Below are 21,952 nucleotides of genomic sequence, written 5' to 3'. Positions count from 1 at the left end.
GGAAACCCCATGACCCTCACCCTGCGCGTCCTCGCCCCCGATCAGAGCGTCTTCGACGGCACCGCCGACGAAGTGATCCTGCCCGGCACCACCGGCCAGCTCGGCATCCTCACCGGCCACGTCTCCATGCTCACCGCCCTCGACAGCGGTGTGCTGCGGGTGCGGGAGGGTGCCAACTGGCAGTCGATCGCCCTGATGGGCGGCTTCGCCGAGGTGGTGGCCAATGAGGTCACCGTGCTCGTCAATGGCGCCGAGCTGGGCAGCAGCATCGATGCGGCCGCTGCCCAGAGCCAATACGAGGCGGCCCAGCAGGCCGCCGCTGCGCTGGAAGGCTCCGAGCCCAGCCCCGAGAAGGTGAAGGCCCAGCAGGCCCTGGCCCGCGCCCGCGCCCGTCTCCAGGCCAGCACGGGCGCCTGATCGCGCCCCTGCGGACAGGGACGCCGCGGCCATGGGCAAGGGTCGGGAGCTGGGTCTGCAGCTGCGGGAGTGGATCGCCACCGGTTCCGTCAGCCTGGACAACCCCCAGGCCCTGGCCAACCGACTGATCGACGCCCTCGGGGCGGAAGAAACCCTGCGTGGTCCCTTGCGGGACCTGGCCACCCAGCCCCTGCTGCAGCGGGTGCTGCAGCTCCAGGGTGGTCCCCAGCGCAGCGCCGTCGCCTCCCTCAGCAGCCACTTGGCCGGGATCTATGCGCCCGGTGTGCTGGCCGAACTGCTCGACCTGATCGAGGCCAGCTCCGGTGTGGCCCCCTCCAGGTCCGCCTCCGCCGCGGCTGGTGCCGGTTCTCCGGCCGCCGCCCTTCCCTTTCCCCTGGGCCGGCTCGAGGCCCTGCGCCCCCTCGGCCCCGGCCTGGCCCTGGCCGCCGCGTCGGCCCCGGTGCTGTTCTGGGCCGGCGGCGAGCTGGAGACGTGGTTCTTCGATCCCTGGGGCTGGGGCAGCGGTCCGGTGCTGGTGGTGGCCCTGGCCCTGATCCAGGCCCTGGCCCTGGGCCCCCTCAAGGGCCTGCGCCGCCGCTGGCCCCTGACCCTGGAGGCCACCGGTGACCCCCACCGCGCCTGGTGCTGGATCACCGCCCCCTGGATCCACGCCGCCAACGGCGAGGCCCTGCTCAACCTGGGGATGCTGGTGATCGTGCTGGGCGGCACGCCGCTGCCGCTCTCCTCCCTGCTGCTGCGCTTCGCGCTCACCGCCCTGGCCACCACGGCGCCGGCGGTGCTGGTGGCCCGCCGGGCCCGGGTGCTGCGGCAATGGGACGGCGCCTCCGGGCCCATCGCCGCCCTCATCGCCCTGGCCTGCAGCCTCAGCCTGCTGCACTGGAAGGTGCATCCCTTCCCGGTCGGTGAGGTCGACTTCCCGGCCTGGGTGCTGCTGGTGGTGTACGGGGCCCTGCAGCTGGGCTGGCAGCTGCCCCGCCGCGATCCCCAGGACACCAGCCCCCCCCTCGCCCGGCTGCTCAGCAGCCCCTGGTGCTGGGGTACCCTGGCCGGCGTCGCCTGGGCCCTGGTGACCCGCGCCCAGGAACTGGGCCGGAGCCTGGGCTGGCTGGGCTGAGGGCCTGCTCGGCGTCCTTCAGCCCGCCAGGGCGCGCATGTACTGCCCCCAGAGCTGGGCCACCAGCGCCCCGGAGGCGGCCTCGGCGGGGCGGTTGTCGTCGTTGCCCATCCAGATGCCGGTGAGGATGCGGCTGGAGGGGGAGTAGCCCACGAACAGCACATCGACGCCGTTGTCGGTGGTGCCGGTCTTGCCGCGGGCATCGGCCACCACCCCGGCGGCCCGGCCGGTGCCGTTGCTCACCACCCCTCGCAGCAGGGCATCCATCTCGGCGGCCACCGCCGGATCGATCAGCTGCTGGGGCTTCTCGCCGATCGGGGTGGTGACGCCGGTGGGCGGACAGGTGGCCAGGGAGCGCACCGAGCCGCAGATGCCCAGGTCGTAGATGCGCGTCACGCCGTGCAGGGGCACCGAGCGGCCGCCGTTGGCCACCACCGCATAGGCCTCGGCCAGCTCGTAGAGGAAGGTCTCCTTGCCGCCCAGCACCATCGAGAAGCTCTCCTCCATGGGGGTGCTGATGCCGAGCTGGCGGGCCTTGGCCACCACCTTGTTCAGGCCGGCCTGCTGGGCCAGGCGCAGGGCCACCACGTTCTCGGAGCTGGCGAAGCCCGCCGCCACGCTGGTGCTGCCACCCCCGCCCCGGCAGCCGGCCACATAGGAGAGGGGGGCGCAGGAGACGGCATCGCCGGGCTTCGCTCCGGCCTCCAGGGCCGCCAGGAAGGCGAACAGCTTGAAGGTGGATCCGGGCTGGCGCAGGGCCTGCACCCGATCGAAGCTGGAGCGGCTGTAGTCGCCGCCGCCGACGTAGGCCAGGATCGCGCCGGTGGCGTAGTCGATCGAGATCAGGGCGCCCTGGGTGAGCCCGGCCCTCGCCCCCGGCCCCTCGAGGAACGCCTTCAGCTGCTTCTGGGCGATGGCCTGCAGGCGCGGATCGATGCTGCTGATCACCGCGTAGTTGCCCCGGGCCTCCGGGCTGCTCAGGTCGAGGGCGAAGCGCCGACCCTCCAGCTCGCCGATCACGTAGTCGCTGAAGAAGGGGTAGCTGGAATAGGTGGATTCCCGGCAGGCGGAGGGGTCGATGTTGAGCGGCCGGCGGCGGGCGTCGATCAGCGCCTGGTCGGAGAGGTAGCCCTCGGCGTGCATCCGCCCCAGCACCAGGTCGCGGCGCTCCCGGCCCCAGGTGGGGTTCTCCCGGTTGCAGGGGCTGTAGCTGTTGGGGCTGGGCAGCAGGCCCACCAGGAACGCCGATTCGGCCACGTCGAGGTCGCTGGCTGATTTGCGGAAGTAGAGCTGGGCCGCCTGCTCGAAGCCCTCCGCCCCCAGCCCCAGGTAGGCCCGGTCGAGGTACATCTTGAGGATGCGGTTCTTGCTGAAGCCCGCCTCCAGCTGCCAGGCCACCCACAGCTCCCGCAGCTTGCGGGCCACCGACACGTCGGTGCCCACCGCCGGGTAGACCATCCGGGCCACCTGCTGGGTGAGGCCGCTGCCGCCGCCGGTGCCCTGCACCAGGGAGCGCAGGGTGCCGAACAGGTCGATGCCGCTGTTCCAGCCGAAGCGCGAATCCTCCGAGGCGATCAGGGCCTGGCGCAGGTGCAGGGGGTAGTCGGCCAGGGTCGGCAGGGCGGTCGAGGAGCCCTCGGCCGCATCGATCTGGCGGCCGTCGGTGGAGAACACCTTCACCGGTCCGCTCACCGAGCGGATCGCGGAGCCGCCGGCGACGGTGGTGGCCAGCAGCAGGCCCCCCAGGGCGACGCCCGAGCCCACCAGGGCGCCGATGGCCCCCCAGTGCACCAGCTGCCCCAGGGGGCTGCGGGGATGGCGATACACCAGGGTGGGCGCCTCCCCCTTCAGCGGCGAGCCGAGCTGGAGCCGGTCCCCGTCCCGCAGCCGGATGGTGCGGATGCGGCGATCCCGGTGGAACAGGCCGTTGGCGGAGCCGAAGTCCTCGCCCACGTAGTCCCGATCGCCGGGCCGTTCCTGCTCCACGATCACGTGCACCCGGCTGACGCCGGTGGCCTCGGCCTGCAGCTCGCAGAGGGGGTCCCGGCCGATGCGGTAGCGGCCCCCCTCCAGCGCCAGCCGCCGGCGGCACTGACCGCCGATCCAGAGCTCCAGCCAGGCGTCATGGTGCCTCAGCCCCCCCAGGGCCCCCGCCAGGTCCCGGCGGCGGCCGCCCGCCGAGGGGGCTCTCAGGGCCCGCCAGAGGCTGGCCCAGCCGCCGGGTCCGGAGCGGGGGCCGGACGACCCGGTGTCCCCGGAGGTGGCGGGTGCGGTGCCAGGGGCGGCGCTGGCTGCGGTGCTGGCTGCGGTGCTGGCTGGGGTGGAGGCACCAGCCGACGCCTGCTCCGTCGTCCCCCCCATCCCCGGCCCGTCCGCCTTGCTCCCATACGCTACCCGCAGCGATCGGAGCGGCCGGCCAGGTGGAGCAACGGCGGGATCCATGGGCACCCTTCCGCATCTGGACCGCCCTGACCATCGGGGTGTATGCGCTGCGGGCCAGCTTCGCCGCCACCTGGGTGGGGGCGATCCCCGGCTGGGTGCTGCTGCTCCTGCTGCTGGTGGCCCTGGCCCTGGCCACCTCGGCGCTCCTCTCCCCCGGGCGGATCGTCCCCTTCCGGGAGGGGGAGCCGGTGGGCTGGTGGGGCCGGTTCCTGGCCGACCGCCGCCTCGGCCGCCGCGGCGGTGCGCTGGAGGATCCGCCATGAGCGCCCTGCCCCGCCTGGTGCTGCGGGACGATGCCGGCCGGAGTGTGCCGCTGGATCCCCGCACGCCCCTCTCCATCGGCCGCGATCCGGCCTGTGGCCTCTGCCTCGCCGAGGCCCGGGGCGTCTCCCGCCACCATGCCCTGGTGCGGATGTCGCGCACCCGGGCGGGCCAGTGGCTGCTCTGTGACACCGGCAGCGCCAACGGCACCTGGCTCGAGGGCGCCCGGCTGAAGGACTGCCGGCCCCTCTCCGACGGCGATGAGATCCGCCTGGGCCTGAACGGGCCGGTGCTCCAGTTCCGCGCCGGCTCCCCCAGCGCCCCCCCCGCGGCCCCTGCCGCCGCCACCCGCGGGCGTCCGGTTCCGGTGCCGACGGCGGTGGCCGGCCAGCTGGATTTCGCCGGCCGTTCCCTGCCGCTCGATCGGATCCGCTCGGCCTACGTGCGCAGCCGCCGGCGCCATCCCCAGGCCTTCAGCTGGTGGCTGCTGCTCTGTCTGGGCGGGCTGCTGCTCCTCCCTTTCCCCTGGCTGTTCTGGCCGCTGCAGGCGGGGGCGCTGGCGGGCTGGATCGTGCTGGGCTCCCGCTGGGAGCACCTGCTGGAGGTGACGCTCCAGGACGGCCTGGCCTACCGGCACCGCTTCGACAGCCTGCCGACGGCCCTGGCCCACCGCAACGGCATCCGCCGGGCGATGGCGGCGGCGGTCCCGGCCGGGAGGCGGCCATGACCTGGATCCTGCCGGAGGGGGCCAGCCTGGGCTTCGAGGGGCTGGCCGCCCCGCTGCGGATCGTGCGCGGCCTCGGGGGCGGCACCCAGGGCCAGGTGTATGAGGTGGAGCTGGAGGGGGAGCGGCTGGCCCTGAAGTGGTACCTGCCGGCCTGCATCGCCCGCGACGGCGGCCTCGAGCGGCGCCTGGCGGCCAGCATCCGGGCGACGGCGCCGAACGACGCCTTCCTCTGGCCGATCGCCCTGCTGCGGGTCAGCCCCGCCAGCCGGTCCATGATCCGCATCCGCGAGGAGAGCTTCGGCTACCTGATGCCCCTGCGGCCCGCCGCCTACGTGGGCGCCAGCGAGCATGCCGCCGGCCGGCTGGCGATCGGCCTGCGCCAGGTGCTGCGGGCCTGCTTCGGTCTGGCCGACGCCTTCCCCGCCCTGCACCTGGCGGGCCTCTGCTACAAGGACGTCTCGCTGGGCAACCTCTTCCTGGAGCCCGCCAGCGGCGGCATCCTCATCTGCGACAACGACAACGTCGCGGTGGACGGGGCCGAGCCGGGCGCCGTGCTGGGCACCCCGGGCTTCATGGCCCCCGAGGTGCTGCTGGGGCAGGCCCGGCCCGGGGCCGACAGTGACCTCTTCTCCCTGGCGGTGCTGCTGTTCCGTCTGCTCACCCGCCACGATCCCCTCAAGGGCCAGATGGAGCTGGCGATCCGCTGCCTCGACGAGCCGGCCCGCCGGCGGCTCTACGGCGAGGACCCGGTGTTCATCTTCGATCCGGTGGACTCCCGCAACCGGCCCGACCCGATCGAGCACGCCGCGGCCCTGATCACCTGGCCCATCTACCCCCGCCCCCTCCAGGCCCTGTTCGAGCAGACCTTCTGCCGCGGCATGACCCAGCCCTCGCGCCGGGCCCTCACCGGCCAGTGGAAGCAGGAGCTGGCCCGCACCCTCGATCAACGCACGCTCTGCCCCGCCTGCGGCCAGGAGAACTTCCAGGCCCCAGGCGCGCCGGCGCTGTGCTGGAGCTGCGGCAGCCCCCTGCCGGAGCCGATCACCCTGGCCCTGCCCCGGGGCCCGCTGCTGGCTGCCCCGGACAACGAGCTGCACCCCCACCACTTCGATGCCCTGGTCGGGGAGGATCTGCGCCGGCCGCTCGCCCGGGTGGTGGCCCATCCCCGGGAGCCCCGTCGGCTGGGGCTGTGCAACCTGTCGGCCGCCGCCTGGAGCGCCGAGGCCGCCGATGGCCGCACCTGGCCGGTGGGGCCTGGCGAGAGCTGTAGCCTCGCGGCACTCAGCCGGATCCTCACCCCGGCCGGTCCGATCGCCGTGCAGCGCCCCCTCCCGCCAGCCCCCGCCGCCTGAGCGATGCCGTTTCCCGACGTCAAGCTGGCCAACCGGCCGCTCCATTTCCTCTACCTCTGCGACTGCTCCGGCTCCATGGCCGCCGCCGGCAAGATGCAGGCCCTCAACCAGGCCATCCGCCAGTCGCTGCCGGGCATGGCGGCGGTGGCCCGCGACAACCCGGAGGCGCGGGTGCTGGTGCGGGCCGTGAGCTTCGCCGACCGTGCCGCCTGGCACATCGCGACCCCCACGCCGGTGGATCAGCTGGAGTGGCGGGATCTGCAGGCCGGTGGCATCACGGCGATGGGGGCCGCCCTGCAGCTGGTGGCGGCGGCGCTGCAGACCCCGCCGATGGAGGTGCGCGCCCTGCCCCCGGTGCTGGTGCTGATCTCCGACGGCCAGCCCACCGACGACTTCGCCGGTGGGCTCGAGGCCCTGTTGCGGGTGCCCTGGGCCCAGAAGGCGGTGCGGCTGGCGATCGCCCTCGGCCACGACGCCGACCTGGAGGTGCTGCAGCGGTTCATCGGCAGCGAGCCGGCGACGGCGGGCCGATCCCCCCGCCGTCCGCTGCAGGCGGGCAACGCCACCTCCCTGGCCCAGTACATCCAGTGGGCCTCCACGGCGGTGGTGGGGGCCGCCTCGATGCCCGCCAGCCGGGTGAGCGAGACGCCCCTGGAGCCCGCGGCGGGCAACATCCCCCTGCCGGATCTGCCCCCCACGGTGCTCGATCCCACCGACGACGTCGGTCCCGTGGTGTGGTGAACCGCTGGGTGGCGCCGATCGGTGCCAGCCGGACCGGGGCCGCCCACCGCCGCGCCGGCCGCCCCTGCCAGGACGCCGTGCTCTGCCGCGAGCTGCGGGGCCTGGAGGGCCAGCCGGTGATGGTGATGGCGGTGGCCGATGGCCACGGCGGGCGCCGCTACCGACGCAGCGAGGTGGGCAGTCGCCTGGCCTGCGACACGGCCCTGGGTGCGGTGCAGGCCTCCCTGGCGACCAGGCCCCTGGATGGGGGGGAGGAGGGCTGGCGCCGCTGGCTGGAGCGGGAGCTGCCGGAGGCGATCCAGCAGGGCTGGCTGGAGGCGGTGGCGGCCCACTGGCAGAGCGACCCCGGGGAGGGCGGCTTCGAGGCCCTGCTCTACGGCAGCACCCTGGGCCTGGTGGTGATGACCCCGAGCTGGTGGGGCCACACCGGCCTGGGCGACTGGGATCTGGTGCGGGTGGAGGCGGACGGCCAGGCCCGGCTGCTGGAGGAGGAGAACGAGCCCACCGCCCTCGGCGAGGCCACCTGCAGCCTCTGCCAGCCCCGGGCCGCCTCCCTGTTCGCCCGCCGGGCAGGCCTGCATCCGCTCGATGGCGATGCCGGCGAGTTCGCCCTGGTGCTCTGCACCGACGGCATCCGCAAGTCCTGTGCCACCGATGGCGACTTCCTCACCCTGGCGGCCTGGCTGGCCCGCGGCGACGCCGCCGCCGAACCGGAGGGGCCCGGCATCCTGGACGCGGCGCTCGATCGGATCAGCCGCGAGGGCAGCGGCGATGACGTGACCGTGGCGGTGGGTCGTGTCCGGGGCTCGGACGGCGGGCCGCCACCACCCCTGCCCCCCGTCGCAGCGTCCCCCCCCGTCGCCGAGGCTCCCCTGGCTCCTTCGGCGGCCCCCGGCCCGCCGGCCCCCGCACCGGCTCCCCCGCCCCGGCGGCGACGTCCGGCGATCGGCCGGGCGGTGGCGATCGGCCTGGCCCTGGCCGGGGTCGGCGGGGGCTGGCTGGCCTGGAACTGGCCCCGTACCCCCGCACCCCCGGTCGCGGCGCCAACCTCTCCGGGGCTGCGGGCCGCCCTCAGCGAAGTGGCACGGCTCTGCGGCCAGCCGGCCGCCATTCCCCTGGAGCTGCGTCGCCGCCGTGGGCTGTTCGTCGCCCTGCGCCAGGGCCGGCGGGATCCCGCCCCGCTGAAGGCCGCCGCCGCCGGCGATCCCCTCGCTGCCCTGATCGCCGCCGATCTCCCGGCGCTGCCGCCTGGGACGATGCAGGGGCCGGAGCCCGCCCAGCGGCCCGGGCCCCACCGACCGGTGCGGGCCCTCGGTGCCTGCCCCGCCCTGCTGGAGGCCCTCGACCGGCAGTGGGCCCTCACCCCGGCCGCCCCCACCCCCTGACCGCCATGGCCCTGCGTCTGCTGCTCGACTGCGCCGATCCCCTGGAGTGGGAGCGCTGGCTGCCCAGCGGCCTGTTCCAGGGCATCACCACCAACCCGACCCTGCTGCGGCGGGCCGGCCAGCCCTGCCGCCTCGACCACCTGGCCCAGCTGAGCGCGCGCGCCGCGGCCCTCGGCTGCCGGGAGATCCACCTCCAGACCTGGGGAAACGACGGTCCCCAGCAGCTGGCGAACGGCCGGGACCTGGCGGCCCTTGATCGCCAGCGGGTGTTCGTGAAGGTGCCGATCACCCGGCAGGGGGCGGCGGTGGCGCGGGAGCTGATCGCCGAAGGCGTCCCGGTCACCTTCACGGCCTGCTACGAGGTGGCCCAGGTGCTGGTGGCCGCCGCCCTCGGGGCCGATGGCATCGCCGCCTACCTGGGGCGGATCTGCGATCGGGGCCGCGACGGCCACGGCGAACTGATCGCCATGCAGCGGGCCCTGGAGGGGGTGGGATCGGGCACGCGGCTGCTGGTGGCCAGCCTGCGCCAGCCGCAGGATCTGGCCCGGCTGGCCGCCGCCGGCCTGGCCCACCACACCATCAGCCCGGCGATCGCCGCCGCCCTCTTCGACAGCCCGGACACCGCCGCGGCCGCCGAGGGCTTCGAGCGTGACGCCGAAGGGCCCTGAGGCCAGGGGATCAGGCGGTCCCGCAGAAGGTGACGTCGGGGAACTTGAGCTTGGCTTCCTCGAGGGATTTGCCGCGCCCTTCCTCCTGCCAGTAATTGATCACCTCGGTGGCCTTGTTGAGGATCTCGACGCGCTCGTTGTCGGTGATCCAGCTCTTGGCCTCCAGCTCGCCCTTGAGGGTTTCCCAGGCATCTTCCCGGGGCCAGAAGAAGTAGGCGGTGAGGGGGCTGGGCCCGCCGCCGACGATCTGATCCACCGCCAGGGCGACGTTGTCGGGCAGCCAGAGGATCTTCACCAGGAAGCGGCCCTCATCGGCCTTGGGGGTGTAGCCCGAAGGCACCCCGTCCTCGTCGATGGTGGCGGTGGCCAGGGCGGCACTGCCGCCGCGCAGCACCGGACGCCCTTCGGTCGTGTCGGCTGCGATGGCCGCCGGGATGGCGCTCAGGGCAGCGGCCTCGGCACTCTCAGGGGCTGTCACGGTTTCGGCGCTCAAGGAGAAACGGCAATTGCCTAACCTACCAGCCGATTCGCAGCAACCCCACTGGCCGCCTCCGCCACCCCCCGCGCCGTCCTGCTCTTCGACATCGACGGCGTGATCAGGGATGTGGCGGGCAGCTACCGCCGCGCCATCGTCGAGACCGTCCGCCATTTCAGCGGCTGGGCCCCGGAGAGCGCCGCGATCGACGCCCTCAAGGGGGAGGGCCGCTGGAACAACGACTGGCAGGCCTCGATGGAGCTGCTGCGTCGCCACGGCACCGATCCCCTGCCCGCCTGGGATCGGCTGGTGGCGGTGTTCAGCGACCACTACTTCGGCGGCGATCCGGAGGGGGACCCCGCCCTCTGGCGCGGCTTCATCGGCAGCGAGCCCCTGCTGGTGGACACCCCCTTCTTCGCGGCCCTGAGCGCCCGGGGGATCGCCTGGGGCTTCGTCAGCGGCGCCGAGCCCCCCTCGGCCCGCTTCGTGCTGGAGCGGCGGCTGCAGCTGGTGGCGCCGCCCCTGGTGGCCATGGGCCAGGCCCCCGACAAACCCGACCCCACCGGCCTCCTGGCCTTGGCGGCCACCCTGGCCGGTGTGCCCCTGGGGGCCGGAGCCCCGCCCGTGGCCTACCTGGGCGACACCGTGGCCGACGTGGAGACCGTGCGCCGGGCCCGCTCCGAGGCGCCCGGCCAGCGTTTCGAGGCCCTGGCCGTGGCGCCCCCCCACCTGCATCAGCCGGGCCGGGAGGCCGAGCGGCAGCGTTACGAGGCCCGGCTGCGGCAGGCCGGAGCCGACCGCCTCCTGGGTTCCACCCGCCAGGTGCTGGAGCTGTTCAGCGCTCCATCGCCGCCGGCGCCTTGAGGGCGGCGGCCGTGAGCACCTCGTGGCCGTGGTCGGTCACCGCCACGTCATCCTCGATGCGGATGCCGATCCCCTTCCAGCGCTCCCCGATGGCGGGCTGGCCCTCCGGCACCGCCAGCCGGTCGCTGACATAGAGGCCGGGTTCCACCGTGAGCACCATGCCCGGCTCGAGGGCCACGTGGTGCTCGCCCAGCCGGTAGGCGCCCACGTCGTGGACGTCGAGCCCCAGCCAGTGGCCGGTGCGGTGCATGTAGAGATGGCGGTAGGCCCCCTGCTCGATCAGCCCGTCCACCGCGCCGTTCAGCAGGCCCAGCTCCACCAGCCCCTCCACCAGCACCCGCACGGCGGTGTCGTGGACCCCTTCGGCGGTCTGCCCCGGGGCCACCGCCGCCACCGCCGCCTCCTGGGCGGCCAGCACCAGCTCGTACAAGGCCCGCTGCTCGCCGCTGAAGCGCCCGTTGACGGGGAAGGTGCGGGTGATGTCGCCGTTGTAGTAATCGCTGAGGCTGCAGCCCGCGTCGATCAGCAGCAGGTCGCCGTCCCGCAGCCGGTCACTGTTGGCGGTGTAGTGCAGGACGCAGGCGTTGTCGCCCCCGGCCACGATGGATCCATAGGCAGGCCCGCGCGCTCCCTGCTCAAGGAAGTGCTGCTCGATGACGGCCTGCACCTGCCGTTCGCTGAGGCCGGGACGCGCCACCTGCCGGGCCAGTTCATGGGCCTCGGCAGAGATGCGGGCGGCCTCCCGCAGGCGGGCCAGTTCCTCGGGCTCCTTGCGCAGCCGCAGCTCATGCAGCAGCGGGCAGGGGGCCACCAGCCCCAGGGCGGCCTTGCCGCTGCGGGGGGCCCGATCCAGCTGGCGGCCCCAGGCGGCCAGCACCAGGGGCTCCACACCGGGATGGCGGCCCACCCGGAAGGCGATCCCCTCGGCGCCGTCGAGATACTCCGGCAGCCGATCGGCCAGCTCGCTGCGGGGATGGGCCACATCGGCGCCGAAGTGGCTGACGGCCCCCTCACAGCCCCAGCGGAAACCGTTCCACACCTCCGCCCCCGGATCCTTCGCCTCGACGAACAGCACGAAGGGGGTGTCGGGCCGGTGGGGCAGGAACAGGGCCACGGCCCCGGGCTCGTCGAAGCCGGTGAGGTACCAGAAGTCGCTGTTCTGGCGGAAGCTGTGCTCCACGTCGGCGTGGTGCGTCACCAGCGCCGCCCCCGGGATCACCGCGGCCGCGCCGCCCAGCTGCTGCAGAAACCGCTGGCGACGGCGGGCCAGCAGGGCGGGGTCGATCGGGGGGGACGGGGGCATCGAAGCGAAGGGTTGAACAGCGAGAAGATGGCACAGCCGATTAAATACACGTGATTCCCCCGAACCTGCGCGTGCCGTTCTCCCCTGCTGCCCACCCCCGCGGATGAACGATCTCCTGCTCCTGGTGCTGGCGGTGGTCGGGATGCTGATGGGGTCCTTTCTGTGCTCGGGGGTGGAGGCGGCCCTGCTCACCGTCAACCCGGTGAAGGTGCAGGAACTGGCGAGCCGCCCCCGGCCGGTGGCGGGGGCCCGGCGGCTGGCGGCCCTGCGTCAGCGGCTCGGCCGCACCCTGGCGGTGCTGGTGATCGCCAACAACATGTTCAACATCTTCGGCAGCCTGATGGTGGGCGGCTTCGCCAGCGTCGTCTTTGCCCGCTACGGCGTCAGCGGCCCAGCCCTGCCCCTGTTCTCCGTGGCCCTCACCGTGCTGGTGATCCTGCTGGGGGAGATCCTGCCCAAGGCGATCGGCAGCAAGCTGGCCCTGCCCGTGTCCCTGGCGGTCGCCCCCGGGCTTGGGGTGTTCACCACGGTGATGCTGCCCCTGGTGCTGCTGCTGGAGCGGATCCTGCCGGCGATCACGGCCGAGAACGAGATCAGCACCGACGAGAACGAGATCCGCCTGCTGGCCCGGCTGGGTTCCCAGAAGGGGCAGATCGAGGCCGATGAGGCCGCCATGATCGCCAAGGTGTTCCAGCTCAACGATCTGACGGCCCGGGACCTGATGCTGCCGCGGGTCTCGGCCCCCACCCTGGCCGGCCACCAGAGCCTCGACGAGCAGCGCTCCACCCTGCTGCGCCACACCACCGCCTGGTGGGTGGTGCTGGGGGCGGAGGTGGACGAGGTGCTGGGGGTGGCCAGCCGCGAGCAGTTGCTCACGGCCCTGGTGGAGGGCCGCGGGGCCAGCCAGGCCGCCGACCTCTGCGAACCGGTGGAGTTCGTGCCGGAGATGATCCGGGCCGACCGGCTGCTCACCAGTTTCCGCCGCAACGGCTCCGGGGTGCGGGTGGTGGTGGATGAGTTCGGCGGCTTCGTGGGGGTGATCGGGCCCGAGGCGGTGCTGGCGGTGCTGGCCGGCTGGTGGCGCCGGCCCGCCTCCGCCGCGGAGAGCGCCCCGTGACGGCGTCGGCCCCTCCGGCGGCGATCGCCCCCCCCGCCGCCGAGCGCTGCCGCCAGCTGCTGGCCCGCTGGCGCGCGGGGCTGGTGCTGAGCGGCCGGGAGCAGGCGGCCCTGGCGCCGGAGCTGGCCAGCCTCGACCGCCAGCTGGAGCGCCTGCGGCGTCGCCGGCCCCGGGTGGCGGTGTTCGGCCGGGTGGGGGTGGGCAAGTCGAGCCTGCTCAATGCCCTGCTCGGCGAGGACCACTTCGCCACCGACGTGGCCCACGGCTGCACCCGTCGCCAGCAGCAGCGGGCCTGGGGCCAGCCCGTGGCCGGCCTGGAGGGGGTCGACCTGGTGGACACCCCGGGCATCGATGAGATCGCCGCCGCCGCCCGCTCCCGCCTGGCGGCCCGGGTGGCGGTGGGCGCCGACCTGGTGCTGCTGGTGATCGACAGCGACCTCACGGTGATGGACGCCCAGGCCCTCGACGACCTGCTGGCCTCCGGCAAACCCCTGCTGCTGGTGCTGAACCGCAGCGACTGCTGGCCGGAGGCCGAACGGGACGCCCTGCTCGCCAGCATCGGCCGTCGCCTGCCGCCGGGGGCCCGCCAGCTGCGGCCCCTGCCGGTGGCGGCCGCCCCCCGGACGGCCCGCCTGCGCCCCGATGGCCGGGTGCGCAGCGCAGCGGCTCCCCCCCGGGTGGAGCCCCTGCGCCGGGAGCTCACCGGCCTGCTGGAGCGCCACGGGGAGCTGCTGCTGGCCCTCAATGCCCTGCGGGCCGCCGACCGCTTCAGCCAGTCCCTGCACCGCTGCCGGCTGCGCCACGGCCGCCGCCAGGCCCAGGGCCTGATCGGCCGCTTCGCCGCCCTCAAGGCCACGGGGGTGGCGGCGAACCCCTTGCTGCTGCTCGATCTGGCCGGTGGTCTGGCCTGCGACAGCGCCCTGGTGGTGCAGCTCTGCCAGCTTTATGGCCTGCCGATGACCCGCAGCGGTGCCCGCGCCCTGCTGGCCCGTCTGGGTGGCCACAACGCCCTGCTGGGGGGCGCCCAGCTGGGCCTGCAGCTGCTGCTGGGTGGCCTGCGCCAGCTGCTGCTGGTGGCGGCACCCCTGAGCGGCGGCCTGAGCCTGGCGCCGGCGGCGCCGGTGGCCCTGGCCCAGGCGGCCCTGGCGGTGCACACCACCCGCCGCACGGGCCGGCTGGCCGCCGCCGAGCTGCTGCGCGCCGCCACCGCCGCGGGCCAGCCGGGGGCCCTGCTGCGCCGGCTGGTGCGGCAGGACCCCGAGACCCGCCGCTGGCTGAGCGAATGGCAGCAGCAGGGCGGGCAGGGCAGCGCCGGCGGCGGCCTGCAGCCGTGACGACCGCCGGCACGGACGCCCCGTTGACCCGTCTCGCCCTGTTCGGCACCAGCGCCGATCCCCCCACCCGCGGCCACCGGGCCCTGCTGGAGGGGCTGCTGGGCCTGTTCCCCCAGGTGCTCACCTGGGCCAGCGACAACCCGCTCAAGCAGCACGGCGCCCCCCTGGAGGTGCGCTCCGCCCTGCTGGCCGCCCTGGTGGCCGCCATCGGCGACCCCCGGCTCAGCCTGGAGCAGGACCTCAGCAGCCCCTGGGCGGTGGAGACCCTGGAGCGGGCCCGGGCCCGCTGGCCCGACCGGGAGCTGGTCTTCGTGGTGGGCAGCGACCTGGCCGGCCAGATCCACCGCTGGAGGCGGGCCGAGGAGCTGCTGCGCGGCTGCCGGCTCGGCATCGCCCGCCGCCAGGGCTGGCCTCTGCTGGCGGCGGATCTGGAGCGGCTGCGGGGGCTGGGGGCCAGCCTCGACCTGCTGCCCCTGGCCATTCCCCCCAGCGCCAGCTCCCGGATCCGGGAGCGGCCCGATCCGGCCCAGGTACCGTCCGAACTCTGGCCGGTGCTGCTGCAGCACAATCTCTACGGCCTCTCCGAGCCCTGATGCGCCTCGCCCTGGCCCAGCTCAATCCCCTGGTGGGCGACCTGGAGGGCAATGGCCGCCGGATCCTGGCGGCCGCCGAGCGGGCCCGCGCCGGCGGCGCCGACCTGCTGCTCACCCCCGAGCTGTCCCTGTGGGGCTACCCGCCCCGGGACCTGCTGCTGCGGCCCGCCCTGATCCAGCGCCAGGAGGGGGTGCTCGAGACCCTGGCGGCGGCCTGCCCCGGCGGACTGGCCCTGCTGGTGGGGGTGGCCGAGCCGCTGGCCGGCCGGCGCCAGCCGGGGCTGCACAACGCCCTGGCCCTGGTGGAGCGGGACCGCTGGCGGATCGTCTGCCGCAAGCGCCTGCTGCCCAGCTACGACGTCTTCGACGAACGCCGCTACTTCCTGCCCGGCGACGCCCCGGCGGTGCTGGAGCTGGAGGCGGGCGGCCGCCCCTGGCGCCTGGGGCTGACCATCTGCGAGGACCTCTGGGTGGAGGAGAACCTGCGCAGCCGCTGGCCGGATGCGGTGGATCCGATCGCCGATCTGGCGCCGCAGCGGATCGATCTGCTGCTCAACCTCTCGGCCTCCCCGTTCGGCCGCGGCAAGGGGGAGGTGCGCCAGGGGCTGGCGGCCCGGGCGGCGGCCCGGCTGGGGGCGCCGGTGGTCTACCTCAACCAGGTGGGGGGTAACGACGAGCTGGTCTTCGACGGGGCCAGCTTCGTGGTGGATCGGGCCGGCCGGTCCCTGCTGCGGCTGGCCTGCGCCGCCGAGGATCTGGGCCTCTGGGACGCGGGTCCCCCCCCGGCCGCCGACGGCCCCACGCCCCCCGGCTCCGCACCAGCGGCGCCGCCGCCGCCGCCGGACCCCTGGGAGCAACTGCTGCGGGTGCTGGTGCTGGGGGTGCGGGACTACGCCGCCAAGTGCGGTTTCCAGCGGGCCCTGCTGGGGCTGAGCGGCGGCATCGATTCGGCCCTGGTGGCGGTGATCGCCGCCGCGGCCCTCGGCCCCGACCGGGTGGAGGTGCTGCGCATGCCCTCCCCCTTCAGCTCGGCCGGTTCCCTCGACGATGCCGATGGTCTCGCCCGGCGGCTCGGACTGGCGAGCGCCACCCTGCCGATCGCGCCGCTGATGGAGACCTTCGCCGCCGCCCTTCCCCCCGCCCTGGGGGCGCCCCCGGCGGGGGTCACCGCGGAGAACCTGCAGTCGCGCATCCGGGGCACCCTGCTGATGGCGGTGGCCAACCAGAAGGGGGGGCTGCTGCTCTCCACCGGCAACAAATCGGAGCTGGCGGTGGGCTACTGCACCCTCTACGGCGACATGAACGGCGGGCTGTCGGTGATCGGCGATCTCTACAAGACCACCGTCTTCGGCCTCTGCGAGTGGCTGGATGGCGACGCCGCCGGCCCCTGCCGGGCCTCCCTGGGCCTGCCGACCGCCGGGGAGCTGATCGGCGCGGCGATCCGCACCAAGCCCCCCAGCGCCGAGCTGCGTCCCGACCAGCGCGACAGTGATTCCCTGCCCGACTACGGGGTGCTCGACCCCCTGCTGAAGGCCTCCATCGAGGAGCTGCGCACCCCGGAGCAACTGGTGGCCGAGGGGGCCGATCCGGCCCTGGTGGCCCGGGTGGCCGGCCTGCTGCGGCGGGCCGAATTCAAGCGGCGCCAGGCGGCTCCGGTGCTCAAGGTGAGCGACCGGGCCTTCGGCAGCGGCTGGCGGATGCCCATCGCCTCGGCCTAGGGTTCAGCGACGAACGCCTCCGGGCGGCAATCCTTCCTGCCCCATGCCAGCTCCCGGCCCGGCACCCCTGGCCTCTCCGATGGCGAGCATCGGTGTGCCCACCGAGATCAAGCGCGACGAACAGCGGGTGGCCCTCACCCCCGACGGCGTCCATGAACTGGTGTCCCAGGGCATGGAGGTGCGCGTCCAGGAGGGGGCGGGCCTGGGGGCCGGCATCAGCGACGACGACTACCGCGCCTCCGGCGCCCGCATCGTCAGCTGTGAGGAGGCCTGGGCCGCCCACCTGGTGGTGAAGGTGAAGGAACCGCAGCCGCAGGAATTCGCCTTCCTGCGCGGCGACCTGGTGCTGTTCACCTACCTGCACCTGGCGGCCTACCCCGAGGTGGGCCAGGCCCTGCTGGAGGCGGGCACCACGGCGGTGGCCTACGAGACGGTGCAGCTCGAGGACGGCAGCCTGCCGCTGCTGGCCCCGATGAGTGAGGTGGCCGGACGGCTGGCGGCCCAGGTGGGGGCCCACCTGCTGGAGAAGCCCCACGGGGGGCGCGGCGTGCTGATGGGCGGCTGCACCGGCGTGCGGCCGGCACGGGTGGTGGTGCTGGGGGCCGGCACCGTGGGCTGGAACGCGGCCCGCATCGCCGCGGCGATGGATGCGGAGGTGTTCCTGCTCGACCGCTCGCCCCACCGCCTGCGGGGCCTGGAATCCGACCGCCGCGGCCGGATGACGAGCCTGGTGAGCAGCCGCAGCCTGATCGAGCGGCTGGTGCCGGGCGCCGACCTGCTGATCGGCGCCGTGCTGCTGCCGGGCGGCCGGGCCCCCACCTTGGTGGGGGAGGAGCTGGTGCAGCGCATGCGGCCGGGTTCGGTGATCGTGGATGTGGCCATCGACCAGGGCGGCTGCATCGCCACCAGCCGCGAGACCACCCACACCGATCCGGTGGTGACGATCCACGGGGTGCAGCACTACGCCGTGGGCAACATGCCGGGCGCCGTGCCCTTCACCTCCACCGAGGCCCTGGTGAGCGTCACCCTGCCCTACATCCTGGTGATGGCGGGCCGCGGCCTGCTGGAGGCGGTCACCGACCGGCCCGAGCTGCTGAGTGGGCTGAACACCGTGGATGGGGCCGTGTGCCACCCGGGGGTGGCCAAGGCCCTGGGGGTGGCGCCACGCCATCCGATGGCCTGCCTGCGCTGAGCCGGCGGCCGGCCGGCGTCGCTTCAGACGGTGGCGCGGAAGATCACCGAGGCGGGCTGGCCGCTGAGGGGATCGATCGGTTCGCGCAGTTCCCGGACCACCAGACCGTGGCGCTGGAACAGCCGCACCCAGGATTCCAGCGTCCGGAAGAACCAGGGCGCCGGGGTGCGGAAGGCCGGGGAGAAGCCGGCCCAGGAGCCCTCCCGCCAGCCGTCCTCGTAGGGATGGTCGGCGCAGATCAGCATCGGGTGCAGGGTCTGGACCAGCAGGGATCCGCCGGAGGAGAGCAGCTCCGAGAGGGTGGCGAACAGCTCGTCGAGGCTGCGATCGCCGAGCAGGGAGAAGTTGGCCACCACCATGTCGAAACGCTGCTGGAGGCCCCCGGCGGCGATCTGCTGGTAGGTGAGCGTCCGGAAGCTGGCGCCGGCCGGGGCCCCTTCGGCGGCGATGGCGGTGAGCTCGGCCACCGCGTCGGTGCCCAGCACCGCGATGCCCTGCCGGGCGCAGTGGTGGGACAGCCAGCCCTCGCCACAGCCCAGGTCCAGCAGGGTGGCCGGAGCGCAGTCGGCGATCGCCTGCAGGATGGCTCCGTTGGTCACCCTCACGCGGCTGAGGATCTCGCCGCGGCGCACGGCCCGGGTCCAAGTGGCGGCATTGACAATCCACGACGCCAGGATCTGTTCCTCCATGCCCGGCGGCGCGGCTCCTGGAAGATAGGCCGTGTCATCAGCGGTGTCATGGGGAAGAAGCATGGGAGAAGGTGAGGAATGGGACAGAGAAGGATCGGTCTCAGCCCTTGGAGTCGAAAGCAAGTCACCCAGCCGTCGAAATCAGAACAGACCGAGGAATATGGACATCTTGAGTCCCATTCTATGGAGCGTTCCTCAGGGCCTGGGGGCGAGTCTGTCATGGGATCCCCTGCAGGCGACCACGACATCCCCCGCGATTGAACCGGTCAAGGGGGAGTGGTTTCAGTCAACAGAGTGGAGCCAGGAGATTCCAGAAGCGGCAACAACTCTGGCTGAACGGATGGAAGGAAAAGACCCATTCCTCTTTGGACGCGGTGGTGTCTCGGCCACGTCGCTATCGGCTGCATATTCACTTCATCTATGCAGTCGATGTCGACATGCGGCCATACGCGTTCAACCAGGTCCATGGGAGGGGGGTGATTCACGCCCTCCCCATTCGCCTGGGCGGCCTTCAGGTGCGCCGTTGCAATCGGTAGAGGAGAAGGGCCGCCGTCTCGCGCAGGGCAAGGCGGTTCTGGTCTCTGGCAGAGAGGTGATCGATGGGTGCGGCCATAGGCCTCACGGCAACACCTTGGCGCTGAAAGGCAAGGGTGGCCCGGGGCAGCTGCCAGGGGTCGGTGATCAAGGTGATGGCCGGGAGCGGTGCGCCTGGGTTCTCCTGGCGCAGCCAGGCCGTGGTGAGGGTGGCGTTCTCCCAGGTGGTGCGAGCGCAATTGTCGCCGGCTACCTGGGTCGGAGGCACGCCCAGGGCGACGAGCCGCTCCGCGGTGGCCCGCCCATCCCCCGACACATAGATCGTGTGAATCAGCCCCCGGCGCTCGAGGTCAGCAGCCAGGGTGGTGGTGGTGAGGGCAATCTGCGGGCCGCGACCCACCAGCACGGCCACCTCAGGCTGTGCAGTGACGGGATGGGGCACCTGAAGGAGCAGCCAGGAGCTGAGGAGCCGGGTGCCGAGGGGGGTGTAGGTCAGCCCAGCGATCAACAATGCGGCACCCAGAAGGCCGGCGCGTTGGAAACCGGTGATCGGAAGCAGGCCTGTGACAATCCAGAGCAGGCTCGCCAACAGGGGCAGGAGCAGCCCGGGCGTGGCGACGAGATGGAAGACAAGGTCGCGGATGCTGAACCAGACCAGCGGATGCTGGGATCCGCTGGTCCAACGGATCAGAGCGGAGGGGTCACTCAAGAACGGAAGAGGTGTGGTTCGGTGAGTTCCATCCAACTGCCCTGGCCGCGGACCGATCGCCCCGCCGGATCTCGACGGTCGGCTCGTCCGGCAGCCAGCTTCCGGGGCAAGGTCGTCATGTCCCGCTGGCCTTGATCGCCTTAGGTGGTGTGTGGCTCGCCTTCGGGATCCCGCAAAACCCTTCCTTAGTCGTGGCCGTCGGAGGCGTTTCTCGAACGGGGAAGCCCAACAGCTTCGTAGAAGCGTTCAGCTGCAGCCTGGCGTTTGCCTGCTCCAGCTCCTTGAGCCGCTTGGCCTCGGTGGCTTTCCTGCCCCCGTTCTGCTCAGGCGTATGGTGCTGGCGTCTCATGGGGGTCACGTCATTTGAGGCAACGGCTTCATGCATTCCCATTCCGGCACGAACTGCCTGATCAACGCACCAAAAAGCTGGCTCAGATGATCTGCAGGGTCTGGATAACGAGATTGCCGCCGGTATAGCCGGTGATGTCGATGACGGAATCGGTGCTGGCCTGGAAGCCCGCATTGGAGTCGTTGAGGGCCAGGAAGAAGCTGCTGCCGGAGGCGAAGGTGGCGGCGCCGTTGGCGGCAAATGTGGTTGACGTGAGTAGGGAAGCGATGGCGGTTTCGGTGAGGCTGGTCGCCACCCCGCGATAGGTTGCTGTGGCCACATTCGGCCCATCGATGCTGTCGGCGCTGATGTCCAGGTCCGTGATCCGATCCCGTGCGGATGTGGTGCCGGAGAGCAGGAGGGAGTTGGAGAGGGAGGAGAAGCGGAAAACGTCGGAACCCAACCCCCCGGTGAGTGTGTCCCTGCCCGCGCCGCCATCCAGAGTGTCGTTTCCACCCCCACCGCTCAGGCTGTCGTTACCAGCTAAGCCCGTGAGCAGATCGTTGCCGCCAAGGCCGGAGAGAGTATTGACGCCAGAGTTGCCGATAAGCACATTATCGAGCTCGTTGCCAGTTCCGTTGATCGCTGTGGTGCCCGTAAGGGTCAGATTCTCAACGTTGTTGCCTAGGGTGTAGGTGATGGAGGTTTGCACCAAGTCCGTTCCTTCTCCGGTTAGTTCGAGCACCTGATCGCCGGCGTTGTCGACGCCATAGGTGTCATTACCAAGGCCACCACTCATGGTGTCTGCACCCGTGCCGCCATTGAGTGTGTCGTTGCCATCCAGACCGGTGAGGCTGTTGGCGCCGGAATTGCCAGTGAGGACATTGTCCAGGTTATTGCCAGTTCCGTTGATGGCGGTGGTGCCCGTGAGGGTCAGATTTTCAACGTTGTTGCCGAGGGTATAGGTGACCGAGGATTGCACCAAGTCCGTTCCTTCTCCAGAGAGTTCGAGCACCTGATCGCCGCTGTTGTCGACGGTGTAGGTGTCATTGCCGAGGCCACCACTCATGGTGTCTGCACCAGTACCTCCATTGAGCGTGTCGTTACCGCCCAGGCCAGAGAGGCTGTTGTTGCCGGAGTTGCCGGTGAGCACATTGTCCAGGTTGTTGCCGGTTCCGTTGATGGCGGTGTTGTTGCCCGTGAGGGTCAGATTCTCGAGGTCTGCGCCGAGGGTATAGGTGATGGAGGATTGCACCAGATCCGTGCCTTGGCCGGCTGCTTCGATCACCTGATCGCCAATGTTGTCGATGGTGTAGGTGTCATTGCCCAGGCCACCGCTCATGATGTCGGCCTCGGTGCCGCCATTGAGTGTGTCATTTCCGCCATTACCGATCAGGGTGTCGTTGCTTGCCAAGCCACTCAGGCTGTCGTTTCCGGAACCACCGATGAGCAGGTCAGCGTTCGTTGTGCCATTCAGCGTCTGGTTGGCGGTGGCGCTGGAATCATCGTTGGTGATGGTGCCGGTGACGGCGGTGGCGGTGCCGATTCTGTAGCCGTTCCCAGAAGCGAGGGTGAGGGCCACCGTCTCATTCGCCTCAACGGTGGTGTCGGCGGTGGGATCGACAGTGACGACGGCGGTGGAGGAGCCTGCCGCGAAGGTGACGGTTTTGGTGGTGCCGGCTGGGTCGATACCGGTGTAGTCGGTGGCGTCGGCAGTGCCGCTGACGGTGTAGTTGACGGTCAGTGGTGCCGTGTTGGTGCCGGTGCGGGAGAAGGTGAAGATCAGATTGGGAGCTCCATCCTCCAGCACAGCAGTTGGAGAGATCGCCAAGGTGATGGTGGTAGGGACCAACACCGCAGGGACATTAATTGATTCATCAAAGCCCTGTCCATCGGTGTAGGTGACCAGGAGCCGGACCTGTTTGCCTTCTTCTGCCGGCGTCAGGGTCAGGGTGTTGGCATTGGTGC

20 protein-coding genes are annotated in these 21,952 nt (G+C 72.3%); 14 read left to right on the top strand and 6 right to left on the bottom strand.

Going from position 1 to position 21,952, the window contains the following annotated elements; translation table 11 throughout:
• The first annotated feature begins 9 nt into the window (after window positions 1-9).
• Entirely contained in the window at window positions 10-417 is a 408-nt protein-coding gene (gene atpC / locus L107_RS03655; RefSeq protein ID WP_159816506.1) for an ATP synthase F1 subunit epsilon, read from the top strand.
• A gap of 31 nt (window positions 418-448) precedes the next feature.
• Entirely contained in the window at window positions 449-1,552 is a 1,104-nt protein-coding gene (locus L107_RS03650) for a rhomboid family intramembrane serine protease (RefSeq protein ID WP_159816505.1), read from the top strand.
• Window positions 1,553-1,570: 18 nt separating this feature from the next.
• Here L107_RS03650 and L107_RS03645 read toward each other — a convergent pair whose 3' ends face one another.
• Window positions 1,571-3,913, bottom strand: a complete 2,343-nt coding sequence (locus L107_RS03645; RefSeq protein ID WP_159816504.1) for a transglycosylase domain-containing protein — start codon at window positions 3,911-3,913, stop codon at window positions 1,571-1,573.
• A gap of 59 nt (window positions 3,914-3,972) precedes the next feature.
• Here L107_RS03645 and L107_RS03640 point away from each other — a divergent pair, with 59 nt between their 5' ends.
• From L107_RS03640 to L107_RS03615, 6 genes are read left to right on the top strand one after another with little or no spacing between them, the layout of a single operon-like run.
• The gene (locus tag L107_RS03640; protein ID WP_159816503.1) at window positions 3,973-4,257 is read left to right on the top strand and encodes a hypothetical protein; all 285 of its coding nucleotides are present in this window, start codon (window positions 3,973-3,975) and stop codon (window positions 4,255-4,257) included.
• Window positions 4,254-4,982: an FHA domain-containing protein gene (locus tag L107_RS03635; protein WP_159816502.1), complete on the top strand. Its 729-nt coding sequence runs from the start codon at window positions 4,254-4,256 to the stop codon at window positions 4,980-4,982. The genes L107_RS03640 and L107_RS03635 overlap by 4 nt, the downstream gene beginning before the upstream one ends.
• On the top strand, window positions 4,979-6,334 hold the full coding sequence (locus tag L107_RS03630) for a protein kinase (protein ID WP_159816501.1): 1,356 nt from the start codon (window positions 4,979-4,981) through the stop codon (window positions 6,332-6,334). Before L107_RS03635 ends, L107_RS03630 begins: the two co-directional genes overlap by 4 nt.
• A gap of 3 nt (window positions 6,335-6,337) precedes the next feature.
• Window positions 6,338-7,075 (top strand): VWA domain-containing protein, encoded by a 738-nt coding sequence (locus tag L107_RS03625; protein ID WP_159816500.1) that lies wholly within the window; start codon window positions 6,338-6,340, stop codon window positions 7,073-7,075.
• Window positions 7,072-8,460, top strand: coding sequence for a protein phosphatase 2C domain-containing protein (locus tag L107_RS03620; protein ID WP_236550494.1), 1,389 nt, complete (start codon window positions 7,072-7,074; stop codon window positions 8,458-8,460). The genes L107_RS03625 and L107_RS03620 overlap by 4 nt, the downstream gene beginning before the upstream one ends.
• Before the next feature lie 5 nt (window positions 8,461-8,465).
• Window positions 8,466-9,128, top strand: coding sequence for a transaldolase family protein (locus L107_RS03615; RefSeq protein WP_159816498.1), 663 nt, complete (start codon window positions 8,466-8,468; stop codon window positions 9,126-9,128).
• Window positions 9,129-9,138: 10 nt separating this feature from the next.
• Here L107_RS03615 and L107_RS03610 read toward each other — a convergent pair whose 3' ends face one another.
• Window positions 9,139-9,621, bottom strand: a complete 483-nt coding sequence (locus tag L107_RS03610; protein ID WP_094585638.1) for a 30S ribosomal protein PSRP-3 — start codon at window positions 9,619-9,621, stop codon at window positions 9,139-9,141.
• 48 nt (window positions 9,622-9,669) lie between these two features.
• Here L107_RS03610 and L107_RS03605 point away from each other — a divergent pair, with 48 nt between their 5' ends.
• Window positions 9,670-10,467: a TIGR01548 family HAD-type hydrolase gene (locus tag L107_RS03605; RefSeq protein ID WP_201295797.1), complete on the top strand. Its 798-nt coding sequence runs from the start codon at window positions 9,670-9,672 to the stop codon at window positions 10,465-10,467.
• On the opposite strand, the gene L107_RS03600 is transcribed toward L107_RS03605, so the two are convergent.
• Window positions 10,439-11,770: an aminopeptidase P N-terminal domain-containing protein gene (locus L107_RS03600; RefSeq protein ID WP_159816497.1), complete on the bottom strand. Its 1,332-nt coding sequence runs from the start codon at window positions 11,768-11,770 to the stop codon at window positions 10,439-10,441. The two genes, L107_RS03605 and L107_RS03600, sit on opposite strands and share 29 nt — an antisense overlap.
• 103 nt (window positions 11,771-11,873) lie before the next feature.
• Between L107_RS03600 and L107_RS03595 the strand changes: the two genes are divergently transcribed.
• From L107_RS03595 to ald, 5 genes are all read left to right on the top strand, one after another.
• On the top strand, window positions 11,874-12,887 hold the full coding sequence (locus L107_RS03595) for a CNNM domain-containing protein (protein WP_159816496.1): 1,014 nt from the start codon (window positions 11,874-11,876) through the stop codon (window positions 12,885-12,887).
• Complete coding sequence (locus tag L107_RS03590; RefSeq protein ID WP_236550492.1) at window positions 12,884-14,221, top strand: DUF697 domain-containing protein; 1,338 nt, start codon at window positions 12,884-12,886, stop codon at window positions 14,219-14,221. The genes L107_RS03595 and L107_RS03590 overlap by 4 nt, the downstream gene beginning before the upstream one ends.
• A 23-nt stretch (window positions 14,222-14,244) precedes the next feature.
• Window positions 14,245-14,814, top strand: a complete 570-nt coding sequence (locus L107_RS03585; RefSeq protein WP_236550491.1) for a nicotinate-nucleotide adenylyltransferase — start codon at window positions 14,245-14,247, stop codon at window positions 14,812-14,814.
• Window positions 14,814-16,532 carry an NAD+ synthase gene (locus L107_RS03580; protein ID WP_159816494.1) on the top strand — a complete coding sequence of 573 codons (1,719 nt, stop codon included), beginning with the start codon at window positions 14,814-14,816 and terminating at the stop codon, window positions 16,530-16,532. The genes L107_RS03585 and L107_RS03580 overlap by 1 nt, the downstream gene beginning before the upstream one ends.
• Window positions 16,533-16,611: 79 nt before the next feature.
• Window positions 16,612-17,724, top strand: coding sequence for an alanine dehydrogenase (ald, locus tag L107_RS03575; protein WP_159816493.1), 1,113 nt, complete (start codon window positions 16,612-16,614; stop codon window positions 17,722-17,724).
• A gap of 23 nt (window positions 17,725-17,747) precedes the next feature.
• Here the strand turns inward: ald and L107_RS03570 are convergent, their stop codons facing one another.
• The 3 genes from L107_RS03570 to L107_RS03560 form a co-directional block, all read right to left on the bottom strand.
• Window positions 17,748-18,476 (bottom strand): bifunctional 2-polyprenyl-6-hydroxyphenol methylase/3-demethylubiquinol 3-O-methyltransferase UbiG, encoded by a 729-nt coding sequence (locus L107_RS03570; protein WP_159816492.1) that lies wholly within the window; start codon window positions 18,474-18,476, stop codon window positions 17,748-17,750.
• 448 nt (window positions 18,477-18,924) lie between these two features.
• Window positions 18,925-19,536, bottom strand: a complete 612-nt coding sequence (locus L107_RS03565) for a YdcF family protein (protein ID WP_236550490.1) — start codon at window positions 19,534-19,536, stop codon at window positions 18,925-18,927.
• Between the two features lie 551 nt (window positions 19,537-20,087).
• A partial coding sequence (locus L107_RS03560; protein ID WP_201295795.1) for a bluetail domain-containing putative surface protein occupies window positions 20,088-21,952 on the bottom strand: 1,865 nt, incomplete at its 5' end.

Source organism: Cyanobium sp. Copco_Reservoir_LC18, assembly GCF_009834675.1.
GTDB classification, from domain to species: Bacteria; Cyanobacteriota; Cyanobacteriia; order PCC-6307; family Cyanobiaceae; genus Cyanobium; species Cyanobium minutissimum.
This window is presented reverse-complemented; position numbering and strand designations above follow the sequence as displayed.

What these genes read in the sequence shown, in the direction of transcription:
- atpC (WP_159816506.1), top strand. Translation starts at nt 10, where the DNA reads ATGACCCTCACCCTGCGCGTCCTCGCCCCCGATCAGAGCGTCTTCGAC.
- L107_RS03650 (WP_159816505.1), top strand. Translation starts at nt 449, where the DNA reads ATGGGCAAGGGTCGGGAGCTGGGTCTGCAGCTGCGGGAGTGGATCGCC.
- L107_RS03645 (WP_159816504.1), bottom strand. Translation starts at nt 3,913, where the DNA reads ATGGGGGGGACGACGGAGCAGGCGTCGGCTGGTGCCTCCACCCCAGCC.
- L107_RS03635 (WP_159816502.1), top strand. Translation starts at nt 4,254, where the DNA reads ATGAGCGCCCTGCCCCGCCTGGTGCTGCGGGACGATGCCGGCCGGAGT.
- L107_RS03630 (WP_159816501.1), top strand. Translation starts at nt 4,979, where the DNA reads ATGACCTGGATCCTGCCGGAGGGGGCCAGCCTGGGCTTCGAGGGGCTG.
- L107_RS03625 (WP_159816500.1), top strand. Translation starts at nt 6,338, where the DNA reads ATGCCGTTTCCCGACGTCAAGCTGGCCAACCGGCCGCTCCATTTCCTC.
- L107_RS03615 (WP_159816498.1), top strand. Translation starts at nt 8,466, where the DNA reads ATGGCCCTGCGTCTGCTGCTCGACTGCGCCGATCCCCTGGAGTGGGAG.
- L107_RS03600 (WP_159816497.1), bottom strand. Translation starts at nt 11,770, where the DNA reads ATGCCCCCGTCCCCCCCGATCGACCCCGCCCTGCTGGCCCGCCGTCGC.
- L107_RS03595 (WP_159816496.1), top strand. Translation starts at nt 11,874, where the DNA reads ATGAACGATCTCCTGCTCCTGGTGCTGGCGGTGGTCGGGATGCTGATG.
- L107_RS03580 (WP_159816494.1), top strand. Translation starts at nt 14,814, where the DNA reads ATGCGCCTCGCCCTGGCCCAGCTCAATCCCCTGGTGGGCGACCTGGAG.
- ald (WP_159816493.1), top strand. Translation starts at nt 16,612, where the DNA reads ATGGCGAGCATCGGTGTGCCCACCGAGATCAAGCGCGACGAACAGCGG.
- L107_RS03570 (WP_159816492.1), bottom strand. Translation starts at nt 18,476, where the DNA reads ATGCTTCTTCCCCATGACACCGCTGATGACACGGCCTATCTTCCAGGA.